The following is an 11621-nucleotide window of genomic DNA, read 5'->3' as shown; positions in this document are numbered from 1 at the left end:
TCAGGCGGGGCGTCGGCCCAGCGCGTCCAGCTCGCGCAGCCCGGGGGTCTTCTGGATGACCGCCGTGAAGCTGACCTTCTCGCTGGCCGCGGTGAGCCCGGCGAGCACGGCGAGGATGCCGGCCCGGCCGACCGGCCCGGTCCGGGCGGCCAGGGCGACGCCGAGCAGCGCGCCGAGCGCGTTGGCCCCGCTGTCGCCGAGCATCACCTGCTCGTCGAGGTCGTCACGGATCAGCCCGGCGGCGGCACCGACCGCCCCGGCGGCCAGCCCGCCGTGCGGACCGCGCACCAGCGGCGCACCGAGCAGGATGCCGGACTTCAGCGCCCGACCGGGGCGCAGGTCGAGCAGGTTGAGCAGGTTCGCCGTACCGGCCACCACGCCCGCGCCGAGCAGCACGTCGGTGGTCCGGCCCAGCACGCCCAGCCGCTGCCGGCGCCGGTGGGCGGCGACCTGCGGGTCGGCGGCGAGCAGGGCGGCGGCGGCAAGACCGGCCGCACCCACCCCGACGACCTTCACCATGCCGGCGGTGACCATGCCCTCGCGCAGCGCGGTGAGGTGACCGGCGAAGCCCTTCGCGGCCTTCTGCTCCGGCCGGGCGCCCACCACGTCGTCGTAGAGGCCGACCGCGCCGGCACCGAGCCCGGCCACCAGGGCGGCGGCACCGCTGGCGGGGCTGGCCGCACCGAGCGCACCGGCCGTGGCCGCACCGGCGGCGAGCGCCGGGCCGGCGGCCAGGGTGACCGTGTGCCCCCGGAAGTTGGTGCGCTCCAGCGCCGGACCGGCCGGCGAGCTGCGGACCTGGCTCAGCAGGTGGCGGGCGGCGAGCGCGCCGGCGCCGGCCGCCACCAGCCGGGCGGTACGGCTCCACGCGCTCACACCGACCACCCCCGCTGGTACGCGGGACGGGAGGACACGGGCATCGGGGCGCTGTGTTCGCTCACTGGGGCAGTTTAGGCACCAGCGACGCGGCGTTGTCGCCGACACCGTAGTGCCCCGCCTTCTTCTCGTTGATCTGCTGCACCAGGGCCATCACGGCGACCAGCTGCCCCTGCGGGGTGTTGCCGTTGTCGACGGTGGAGATGGACTGGGACAGCACCGGGTCGCCCCGGACGACGGCCACCACGTTGCCGCCGGCCGAGCCGCTGCCCGCCACCACGAGCGTGCCGGCCCGGTCGAACTGCTCGGCCATCTTCACCACCGACTCGTCCTTGCGGTCGGCGTCCTTGTCCACGTACGGCTGGCCGCTGACCAGCACGACGGCCTCGGCGGCACCGGTGACCGGCTCGGCGGAGGTGACGTAGCCGGCGTTGGCGTACGCGGCGAGCACCGCCTTGCGGTCTGCCTCGGTGACCGCGGGGGTGCGGTCCAGCAGGACGTTGGCCAGCAGCGCACTGGAGGTCTCCACGCCGTGCGAGTTGACCGGCAGGTTGCCGGTCGGCGCGCCGGTGGGACCGGCGGCGGTCGCCGTCAACTCCAGCAGGGCGTTGTTGTTGTCCGGGCTGACGAACTTGTCCTGGAGGTCGAGCCGCCCGGTGACCGTGGCCCCGGCGGTCTGGAGCATCTTCACCACGCCCTCGGTGTGGTCCCGGCCGGTGGGGAGGCCGAGCACCAGCACCCGCTTGCCGGTCAGCGTGCCCGGCAGGAACGCCTGGGCCATCTCCGCCGCGAAGTCCTCCTCCAGCTCCATCTCGCGTTGCAGGTTGTTGACCGCCTGGCGCATCTGCTGGTTGTCCTTGCTGAGCGAGTTGACCCGCTCCTTGAGCGAGTCGGCCACCGGACCGTTCAGGGCGGCGGTGCCGACCACCAGGCCGATCGCCAACGCCAGGAAGACCGCGGTCAGGGACACCACGTGGTAGCGGAAATTGATCACGCTTGCAGCCTCTTGATCGGTCGGGAGCTAGAAGAGCTGGCCGAGCTGGAACACGAAATTGTCCCACCACTCCGAAGCCACGCCCAGGTAGGCCTTGCCGACGGTGGAGACGGCCACCGCCGAGGCCATCGCCGCGACCGCGGAGAGGACCAGGAGCAGCAGGGAGGATCCGGAGATGCTCTGTCGGTAGAGCCGGCTGACCCCCTTGGCGTCGACCAGCTTCCCACCCACCTTGAGCCGGGTCAGGAAGGTCGAGGCCATGCCGCCGCGCCCCTTGTCGAGAAACTCCACCAGCGTGGCGTGGGTGCCGACGGCCACCAGCAGCGACGCGCCCTTCTCGTCGGCCAACAGCATGGCGAGGTCCTCGCTGGTGGCGGCGGCGGGGAAGGTCTGCGCCGGTACGCCGAGCCCCTCGACCCGGGCCAACCCCGGCGCCCGCCCGTCCGGGTACGCGTGGACGATCACCTCGGCGCCGCAGCGCAGCACGTCGTCGGTGACCGAGTCCATGTCGCCGATGATCATGTCAGGGGTGTAGCCCGCCTCGACCAGCGCGTCCGCGCCGCCGTCCACGCCGATCAGCACCGGCTTGAATTCCCGGATGTACGGGCGCAGCACGTCCAGGTCGTCCTTGTAGTCGTAGCCGCGGACCACGATCAGGCAGTGCCGACCCCGCATCGAGGTCTGGATCTCCGGCACGCCCACCCCGTCGAGCAGCAGGTCGCGCTCCTGCTTGAGGTAGTCCATGGTGTTCGCGGCGAACGCCTCCAGCTGGACCGACAGGCCCTCCCGGGCGTCGGCCATCGCCTTGGCCACCGTCTCGGCGTCCTGGAGGGTGCCGTGCGCCACCGGGTCGTCGCCGACGTAGACGGTGTTGCCCTCGATCCGGACCGCGTCGCCCTCCCGGATCCGCTGGAAGACCCCCTCGCCCAGGTCGTCGAGGAGGGGGATCCCGGCGGACACCAGCACCTCCGGGCCCAGGTTCGGGTACCGACCGGAGATCGAGGGCTTCGCGTTGAGCACGGCGGCGACACCGACGGCCACCAGCGAGTCGGCCGCCACCCGGTCCACGTCGACGTGGTCGATCACCGCGATCTCACCCGGCCGCAACCGGCCGACCAGTCGCTTCGTCCGGCGGTCCAGGCGTGCGGTACCGACGAGGGAGCCCGGTTCCGTGCTCCGGTTGCGGCGCAAGGTGGGTAGACGCATCGTCACCATCCTGGCATGGGAGGCGGGGTTTTCCGTCGCGACATGCCTGAGCAGGGCCGCCTACCCAGGGAAGCACAGCTGAGCGCAGCCCGGTGTGGCTGCGCTCACAATCCGTCGGTCACGGGCGCCGTTCCCGGGCCGCCACCGCCAACAACTCCTCCGCGTGGGCGATACCCAGGTCGGAGTCCGGCAAACCCGCGAGCATCCGGGCGAGTTCCCGGGCCCGCTCGGTGTCCTCCACCACCCGCACGCCGCTGGTGGTCACCGCTCCCCCGGTGTCCTTCGCCACCACCAGGTGCCGGTCGGCGAACGCGGCCACCTGCGGCAGGTGGGTGACCACCAGCACCTGATGGCTGCGGGCCAGCCGGGCCAGCCGGCGGCCGATCTCCACCGCGGCCTGGCCGCCCACCCCGGCGTCCACCTCGTCGAAGACCAGCGTCGGCGGGCCGCCGGAACCGGCGAAGACCACCTCGATGGCGAGCATCACCCGGGACAGCTCGCCCCCGGAGGCGCCACGCTGCAACGGCAGCGCCGGCGCGCCCGGGTGGGCCAGCAGCCGCAGTTCGACCTCGTCGGCGCCGTCCGGACCGACAGCGACCTCCGTACCGTCGAGGGCGAGGGTCGGCTCACTGCGCCCCGGCGTGCGGGGCAGCACCGCCACCTCGACCCGCGCGTGCGGCATCGCCAGGCCGGCCAGCTCGGCGGTGACCTGCTCGGCGAAGCGGGACGCCGCCTCCCGCCGGGACGCCGACAGCCGACCGGCCAGCTCGGCCACCTCGGCGGCCAGCCGCTGCCGGTCCCGGTCCAGCTCGTCGAGCACGTCGTCGGAGGTGTCCAGGTCGGCCAGGCGGGTCCGGGCACGCTCCGCCCAGGCCACCACCCCGTCGACGTCGTCGGCGTACTTGCGGGTCAGCGTGCGCAGCGCGGCCCGGCGCTCGTAGATGGTCTGCAACCGGGCCGGGTCGGCGTCCAGCGCCGCCAGGTATCCCGACAGCTCCGCCGAGACGTCCCCGACCAGCGTGGCCGCCTCCTCGATCCGGGCCGCCAGGTCGGCCAGGGCCGGATCCGTGCCGGCCTGCGCCTCCAGGGCCCGTCGCGCCACCCCGAGCAGCGCGGTGGCGTCCGCGACCTCGTCGGTCGGCTCCGCGCCGCCGGCCACGCACTGGTAGGCGGTCTGCGCGGCGGTACGCAGCCCCTCGGCGTGCTCCAGCCGCTGCGCCTCCGTCTTGAGTTCGTCGTCCTCACCCGGCTGCGGGTCGACCCGGGTGATCTCGTCCAGCCCGAGCCGGAGCAGATCCGCCTCCTGGTGGCGTTCCCGGGCGTTGCGCCGCCGGTCGGCCAGGTCGTCGACCACCCGGCGCCACCGGCCGTACGCCTCCCGCAGCGCGTCGAGGAGCTTCTCGTGCTCCGGGCCGGCGAACCGGTCCAGCGCGGCCCGCTGCTCGGCCGGCCGCAGCAGCCGGAGCTGATCGGACTGGCCGTGCACGGCCACCACCTGCTCGCCGACCTCGCCGAGCATGGACACCGGCATGCTCCGGCCGCCCAGGTGCGCCCGGGAGCGTCCCTCCACGGTGACCGTACGGCTCAGCAGCACCGAGCCGTCCTCGTCCGGCTCGCCACCGGCGTCGACCACCCGGGCGTGCACCGACGCGGCGACCCGGCCGGTCAGCCGCAGCCGCCCCTCGACCACCGCCCGGCCCGGCTGGGCGCGCACCCGACCGGCGTCGGCCCGGCCGCCGAAAAGGAGCCCCAGGCCGGTGATGACCATGGTCTTGCCGGCGCCCGTCTCGCCGGTGATGACGTTCATGCCGCCGGTCAAGGGCAGCGTGGTGTCCTCGATGACGCCCAGTCCGGTGATGCGCAGCTCCTCCAGCACAGCAACCGACAGTAGACGCGGCCCCCGACAGTTGACCAGCCGGCGGGGCGCGTCGTCGCCTGAGCTGCGGCGTCGCACCGTCGCCCGCCGGGGCTCAGCGCCGGCCGCCCCGCCAGCCGTGTACGGGCAGCCGGAACTTCGCCACCAGCCGGTCGGTGAAGGACCGCGCCCGCAGCCGCACGACGCGTACCGGAAGCGAGCCGCGCCGGACGGTGACCCGTGCCCCCGGTGGCAGGTCGTACACCCGGCGCCCGTCGCAGCAGAGCACGGCGAGCGTGGTGAACGGGTCCACGGTGATCGAGAAGATGGAGGTGGGCGCGGTGACCAGCGGCCGGCTGAACAGGGCGTGCGCGCTGATCGGCACCAGTAGCAGCGCCTCCACCTCGGGCCAGACGACCGGACCGCCACCGGAGAACGCGTACGCGGTGGAGCCGGTCGGCGTCGCGCAGACCACCCCGTCGCAGCCGTACCGGGACAGCGGCCGACCGTCCACGTCGACCAGGAGTTCGAGCATCTGTGCCCGCTCGCCCTTCTCGACGCTGATCTCGTTGAGCGCCCACGACTCGATGGTCGGCCCGCCCTCGAACTCGGCGGTGACGTCCAGGGTGAGCCGCTCGTCCACCGTGTAGTTGCGCTCGACCACCTCCCGGACGGCCAGGTCGAGGTCGTCGATCTCGGCCTCGGCCAGGAAACCGACCTTGCCGAGGTTGATCCCGAGCAGCGGCACCTTGGCGGGGCGGGCCAGCTCCGCCGCCCGCAGGAACGTCCCGTCCCCGCCCAGGGCGAAGACGATCTCGGCGCCCTCGGCCGCCGCCGGGCCCGCCACCGGCACCACGCCGGGCAGGTCCAGGTCCTCCGCCTCCTCGGCGACGACCCGCACCTCGAACCCGGCGGCGATCAGGTCCGCCGCGACCGCCCGCGCGTGCTCCGTGCTGCGTCGTCGGCCGGTGTGCGTCACCAGCAGCGCCGTCCGGCCCACCGGGTCAGTCACGCCCGCCACGTCACGCCTCCCGTCCGACCACTGTGCTCCTCGTGCCCACCGACCCCGGCCTTCCGTCCCCGACCCCGACCACGCGGGCCCACCCCGCGCTCACTGCGCCGGCCCCTTGGGCCCGACGTCGGCCGGAGCGCCTCCCGCGTCCACCGGAGCGAGTTCCCCGGGTGGTCGCGGACCGGCCAGGACCACCGCCCGGACCCGCTCGGCGTCGGCCGACGGGGCGTCCCGGCGTAACCATACGAAGAACTCGACGTTGCCGCTGGGCCCCGGCAGCGGGCTCGCCGCCACGCCGGCCAGGCCGAGGCCGAGTCCCGCGGCGGCGGCGGCCACGTCGAGCACCGCCTCGGCCCGCAGCAGCGGATCACGGACCACGCCACCGGAGCCCACCCGTTCCCGGCCCACCTCGAACTGGGGCTTCACCATCAGCGCCAGGTCCCCGTCCGGCCGCGTGCTGCCGGCCAGGGCCGGCAGCACGAGACGCAGCGAGATGAACGACAGGTCGGCCACGGTCAGGTCGACCGGCCCGCCGACCGCCTCCGGGGTCAGGGTCCGCACGTTGGTCCGTTCGAGGACCCGGACCCGGTCGTCGGTCCGCAGCGACCAGGCGAGCTGCCCGTAGCCGACGTCGACCGCGACCACCTCGGCCGCGCCGCCGCGCAGCAGCACGTCGGTGAAGCCGCCGGTCGACGCGCCGGCGTCGAGACACCGGCGACCGGCGACCGGCAGGCCGGTGAAGGCGGCCAGCGCACCGGCCAGCTTGTGGCCGCCCCGGGAGACGTACTCGGAGGAGGGATCCGCGCCGGTGACCCGCAGCGCGTCGGCGGGGTCGACCATCGCGGCGGCCTTGCGGGCGACCACCCCGCGCAGCTGGACCCGGCCCGCCTCGACGAGGGCGGTGGCCTGCTCGCGGGATCGGGCCAGACCACGGCGGACGAGTTCGGCGTCCAGCCGGTTACGACGTGCCATGGGGTGGTTCTCCGGTCGGTCAGGTCTGGTCGATGGTGGCGAGGGTTTCCCGCAACGTCTGGTACGCGGCCTCGTAGTGAGGGATCTGGTCGGCGGGGGCGAGCGCGGCCGCGTTGCCGATCGCCCGCACGGCGGCCTCGACCGCCGGGTGGCGGATGTCGTCGTCGCCGTCGTCGCCCGGGTCGATGTCCCGGTGCGGCGGCCGGGGACGGATTCCGGAGGGTGGTCCCGGAACAGGACCACCGCCGGACGGCCCCGGGCGGGGGCCGTCGGCCGGCGGTCCCGGACGGGGGGCGCCCGGCGGCGGACCGGGACGGAAGGGTGCGCTCACGACCGGCCCCGGTGACGCCGCCCGGTCATCCGGACGTCTCCGGCCCCGACTCGTCCGGGGCCGTCGTCTTCCTGACCACGGCCTTCTTCGCCACCGTCTTCTTCACCACGGCCTTCTTCGCGGGGGTACGCACCTCGAGCCGCGTCTCGTCGTCGCTGGTCCGGCTGACGGTCGCTGGGGCCTTCTTCGCGACCGTCTTCTTCGCCACGGTCTTCTTCGCGACCGTCTTCCGCACCACCACGGCGGTGGTCGGCTCCGGTGACGCGATGGGCTCGGACGTCGCCCGTGCCTCGCGCAGCTGACGCTCCAGCTCGTGCACCCGTCGGGTCAGCTCGGCGACCTCGTCGGCGGTGGCCAGCCCCACCGCCCCCAGCGTCCGGTCCACCTCGAACCGGACCAACTTGGTCAGCGACTCCCGGTTCGCCGCACTGGTCGCCACGAGTTCCTCGGCCAGGGCCTGCAACTGGGCGGCGGTCGCCCCGCCGGAACCGACGAGCCGCCGGACGGCGTCCTGGGCCTTCTTCCGGGGCGCCTCCGTGAGGCCCATGGCCAGCTCGAGGTAGGCGCGCCACGCGTCCTGCATACCTGAGTCCTTCCGCGGGGTCGGGATGTGCTGGTGTCACGCTACCGGGCTGACGGGCAGCCGCCGTGCGGTACCGTGCCGGGAGCGGACGTGGCGTGCGGCGAGGAGGCGACGGTGACCAGCGTTGACGAGTGCCGGCAGGCCTTGCGGGACCTGGCCGCGCGGCTGGACGCGAACGCGGACAAGGTCCGCGAGCGCATCGACCTGGACCGCACCCTCGCCTGCCGGATCACCGACCTCGACACGGCCTTCCACGGTCGACTCACCGGTGGCCGGCTGGTCGACCTCGCCGACGGTGACGACCCGAAGGCCAAGATCGCCCTGAGTACCAACGGCGACGACCTGCTCGCCCTGGTCCGGGGGGAGCTGGACATCACCCGCGCGGTCGCGTCCCGCCGAGTGTCCATCAAGGCCAATCCGTTCGACCTGATGAAGCTGCGCAAGCTGCTCTGACCCCGGCCACCCCGACACGGCCACGGGTGGCCCACCGGGTGCGACGGCGCGGACGCCGGTCCTGCCCCGACGCGTCCCCGGTCACGGGGACGCTCCCGGCCACGCCCCGATCAGATCGGCACGGACGCGGCGGCCGGCTGCTTCAGTCGGGCAGGCCGAGAGTTCGCAGGGCCCGCTCGGCCCCGGGCGAGGTCGCCCGGACGGGACGCCGCGCCCCCTGCTCCATGGACCAGGCCACCGCGCAGAGCGCGGCCAGGGCGTCCAACGGCCGACCCGAGCCGCTCACCTCGAGCACGTCGTCACGGGCCGCGACCGACCACCCGCCGGTCGTCGCCTCCCCCGGTACGCGCACCACCGCGTCCGGATCGAAGAGCCCCGCCAGGTCGGCCGAGACGTACGTCGGTCGGGCCTGCGGCGGCGCGGCGAGCAGGTCGGCCACTCCGCTGACCCCGGTCAGCACCAGCAGACTCGGCAGCCCCGCCCGGCAGGCGCCCTCGATGTCGGTGTCCAGTCGATCGCCCACCACCAGACAGCCCGCGCCGTCGGCCCGACGCGCGGCGGTGACGAACAGCGCCGGCTCCGGCTTGCCCACCACCAGGTCCGGATCCCGGTCGAGAGCCGTCCGCAGCGCCGCGACCAACGCGCCGTTGCCCGGCAGCGGCCCCCGCGGGCTGGGCAGCGTGCGGTCGGTGTTGGTGGCCACCCAGAGGGCACCGGCACGGACGGCGACGGCCGCCTCGGCCAGGTCGGCCCAGCCGACCTGCGGGCCGTACCCCTGGACCACGGCGACCGGGTCCTCGTCGGCCCGGCCGACCGGGCGCAGACCCACCGCGCGGATCTCCGCCCGCAACGCGTCGGCACCGACCACCAGCACCGGCGCGCCGGCGGGAAGTCGGTCCCGGAGCAGTTCGGCTGCGGCGGCGGCCGAGGTCAGCACCTCCTCCGGCCGGGCCGGTACGCCCATGCCGGTGAGCAGCTCGGCAACCTCCGAGGAGCGGCGGGAGGCGTTGTTGGTGGCGTACGCGACGAGGTGGCCGCCGGCGCGCAGCCGACCGACCGCCTCTACCGCGCCGGGGATCGGCCGGTCGATCAGGTAGATCACCCCGTCGAGGTCGAAGACCACCAGACGGTACCCGTCGACCAGCCGTTCCCCACCGCCGTCAATCACCGCCGGTCCGCCTCCGGGGCCTCTTCGGACGCCTTCGACTCCGTACCGGCCGGTCCGGCCTCGACGACCGCCTCCGGCCCGTTGGTGTCCGACGCCCGGTCGTTCCGGGCGGATTCCGGCTCGCCGACCCGTCCGGCGTCCTCGTCGGCCACGTCGTCCTCGGCAGCGTCGTCCTCGGCCGCGTCGTCGTCGGCAGCGTCCTCGTCGGTACGTCCGGCCTCGTCGGCAGCCCCGGTCGAATCGACCGCCCCGGTGTCCCGACCCGGCTCGACAGCTCCGGCGCGGGTGTTCTCCCCCTCCGCCCGGACCGGCTCCGACGCCTCCGCGCCGGCCGCGTCCTCGTCGGCGGTGACCTCGTCGCCCTCCTCCTCGTCCCCTTCGAGGACCACTCCGTCCAGCTCCAGCAGGCGCTCGGCGGCGTCGGTCTCGGCCTCGGGGTCCGCCTCGGCGGCGCGGGCGAACCACTCCCGCGCCTCCTCGCGCCGGCCCGCCGCCAGCAGCGCGTCGGCGTAGGCGTACCGCAGTCGGGCCGTCCACGGCTGGACCTGGTCAGCGGTCAACTCACGGACCTGAAGCATCGCCACTGCGGCGTCCTTCTGCCCGAGGTCCCCCCGGGCGCCGGCCGCCACGATGAGCAGCTCGATCGCCATGGCGGGATCGAGGGCGTCCTGGTCGGCACCCCGGAACAGGTCGATGGCCCGTTCCGGACGGCCCAGTGCCCGCTCACAGTCGGCGAGCACCGCCAGGTGGCTCTGCAAACCGCTCATCCGGTGGTACGTCCGCAGCTCGGCGATGGCCGTCTGCCATTCCCCGGCGTGGTACGCGGCCAACCCCACCGCCTCACGGACGGCGGAGATACGCGCGGCCAGGCGACGGGCGGCCAGCGCATGCGCGAGCGCCTCGGCCGGATCCTCGTCGATCAGCTGACCGGTCGCCACGAGGTGTCGGGCGACGGTCTCCGCGACCGGCTTGGCAAGCGAGAGCAGCTCGGCCCGGACCGCGGTGTCGAGGTCGGTCGCCACGATCTCGTCCGGCAGCGCCGGAGCCTCGGCGCGACCGCCCTCCGTCGACTCCCGCCACTCCGGCCGGCTGTCCCGCTCCTCGCGGCGGGGGCCACCGAAGCGGTCCCCCTCGCGCCGACGGTCGCCGAACCGGCCAGCGTCGTCCCGGCGCGCGTCGCGTCCCCGGTCGTCGCCGCCCCGGAAGCCGGTGTCGCGGGACGGTCCGCCCCGGAAGCCACCCTCACGCGGAGCCCGGTCATCGCGGCGGAAGCCACCGTCGCCACGGTCGTCGCGGCGGAAACCACCCTCACGCGGAGCCCGGTCACCACCACGGAAGCCACTGTCCCCACGGTCGTCGCGGCGGAAGCCGCCCTCACGCGGAGCGCGATCCCCACCACGGAAACCACCCTCACGCGGAGCGCGGTCACCACCACGGAAGCCACCCTCACGCGGAGCGCGATCCCCACCACGGAAGCCGCTGTCCCCGCGGTCGTCGCGGCGGAAGCCGCCCTCCCGGCGGTCGCCCTCCCGGGAGTAGCCCTCTCTCGGCGCCGAGCGGTAGCCACCGCCCTCGCTCCGGTCGTCGCGGCGGAAGCCACCCTCACGACGATCGCCACCCCGGAAACCACCCTCACGGGGAGCCCGGTCGTCCCGACGGAACTCCCCGCCCTCTCGACGGAAGCCGCCCTCACCACGGTCGTCCCGACGGAAGCCACCCTGCCGAGGGGCGCGGTCGTCGCGGCGCGCGTCACGTCCCCGGTCCTCGCCACCCCGGAAACCGGTGTCGCGGGACGGTCCGCCCCGGAAGCCACCCTCACGCGGAGCCCGATCGCCACCACGGAAGCCACCCTCACGCGGAGCCCGATCGCCACCACGGAAGCCACCCTCACGCGGAGCCCGATCGCCACCACGGAAACCGCCTTCACGCGGAGCCCGGTCCCCACCACGGAAACCACCCTCACGCGGAGCCCGGTCATCGCGGCGGGGCCCGCTGTCACCGGTTCCCCGGTCGTCGCGGCGGAAGCCACCCTCACGCGGAGCGCGGTCGTCGCGCCGGAAACCACCCTCACGAGGCGCCCGGTCATCGCGGCGGGGCCCGCTGTCACCGGTTCCCCGGTCGTCGCGGCGGAAGCCACCCTCACGCGGAGCGCGGTCGTCGCGCCGGAAACC

The 11621-nt window shown here is 74.7% G+C and carries 11 protein-coding genes and 1 pseudogene; 2 read left to right on the top strand and 10 right to left on the bottom strand.

Annotated features, from left to right (window positions below):
* The 8 genes from AB0F58_RS26120 to AB0F58_RS26085 form a co-directional block, all read right to left on the bottom strand.
* Positions 1-876 carry a hypothetical protein gene (locus AB0F58_RS26120; RefSeq protein WP_357148116.1) on the bottom strand — a complete coding sequence of 292 codons (876 nt, stop codon included), beginning with the start codon at positions 874-876 and terminating at the stop codon, positions 1-3.
* A gap of 61 nt (positions 877-937) precedes the next feature.
* Positions 938-1870, bottom strand: a complete 933-nt coding sequence (locus tag AB0F58_RS26115) for a copper transporter (RefSeq protein WP_357148114.1) — start codon at positions 1868-1870, stop codon at positions 938-940.
* 27 nt (positions 1871-1897) lie between these two features.
* The gene (steA, locus tag AB0F58_RS26110) at positions 1898-3076 is read right to left on the bottom strand and encodes a putative cytokinetic ring protein SteA (RefSeq protein ID WP_357148111.1); all 1179 of its coding nucleotides are present in this window, start codon (positions 3074-3076) and stop codon (positions 1898-1900) included.
* Positions 3077-3194: 118 nt separating this feature from the next.
* Positions 3195-4952: a DNA repair protein RecN gene (gene recN / locus AB0F58_RS26105; RefSeq protein WP_357148109.1), complete on the bottom strand. Its 1758-nt coding sequence runs from the start codon at positions 4950-4952 to the stop codon at positions 3195-3197.
* Positions 4953-5046: 94 nt separating this feature from the next.
* Positions 5047-5931: an NAD kinase gene (locus AB0F58_RS26100; protein WP_357148350.1), complete on the bottom strand. Its 885-nt coding sequence runs from the start codon at positions 5929-5931 to the stop codon at positions 5047-5049.
* Positions 5932-6042: 111 nt separating this feature from the next.
* Positions 6043-6915: a TlyA family RNA methyltransferase gene (locus AB0F58_RS26095; protein ID WP_357148106.1), complete on the bottom strand. Its 873-nt coding sequence runs from the start codon at positions 6913-6915 to the stop codon at positions 6043-6045.
* Between the two features lie 19 nt (positions 6916-6934).
* Positions 6935-7246 carry a hypothetical protein gene (locus tag AB0F58_RS26090; protein WP_357148103.1) on the bottom strand — a complete coding sequence of 104 codons (312 nt, stop codon included), beginning with the start codon at positions 7244-7246 and terminating at the stop codon, positions 6935-6937.
* Positions 7247-7271: 25 nt separating this feature from the next.
* Positions 7272-7829 (bottom strand): hypothetical protein, encoded by a 558-nt coding sequence (locus tag AB0F58_RS26085; protein WP_357148100.1) that lies wholly within the window; start codon positions 7827-7829, stop codon positions 7272-7274.
* 114 nt (positions 7830-7943) lie between these two features.
* Here AB0F58_RS26085 and AB0F58_RS26080 point away from each other — a divergent pair, with 114 nt between their 5' ends.
* Positions 7944-8282, top strand: coding sequence for an SCP2 sterol-binding domain-containing protein (locus tag AB0F58_RS26080; protein WP_357148097.1), 339 nt, complete (start codon positions 7944-7946; stop codon positions 8280-8282).
* A 142-nt stretch (positions 8283-8424) separates the two neighbouring features.
* Here AB0F58_RS26080 and AB0F58_RS26075 read toward each other — a convergent pair whose 3' ends face one another.
* Together AB0F58_RS26075 and AB0F58_RS26070 are read right to left on the bottom strand one after the other, a co-directional pair.
* Positions 8425-9450, bottom strand: coding sequence for an HAD-IIA family hydrolase (locus AB0F58_RS26075; protein WP_357148095.1), 1026 nt, complete (start codon positions 9448-9450; stop codon positions 8425-8427).
* Positions 9447-10436: a Replicase polyprotein 1ab gene (locus AB0F58_RS26070; RefSeq protein WP_357148348.1), complete on the bottom strand. Its 990-nt coding sequence runs from the start codon at positions 10434-10436 to the stop codon at positions 9447-9449. The genes AB0F58_RS26075 and AB0F58_RS26070 overlap by 4 nt, the downstream gene beginning before the upstream one ends.
* On the opposite strand from AB0F58_RS26070, the pseudogene AB0F58_RS26065 reads away from it, so the two are divergent.
* Positions 10338-11621 (top strand): annotated as a pseudogene (locus tag AB0F58_RS26065) (hypothetical protein); the annotation flags it as partial. The gene AB0F58_RS26070 and the pseudogene AB0F58_RS26065 overlap by 99 nt on opposite strands.

The organism is Micromonospora sp. NPDC023956 (genome assembly GCF_040639195.1).
Classification (GTDB): domain Bacteria; phylum Actinomycetota; class Actinomycetes; order Mycobacteriales; family Micromonosporaceae; genus Micromonospora.
This window is presented reverse-complemented; position numbering and strand designations above follow the sequence as displayed.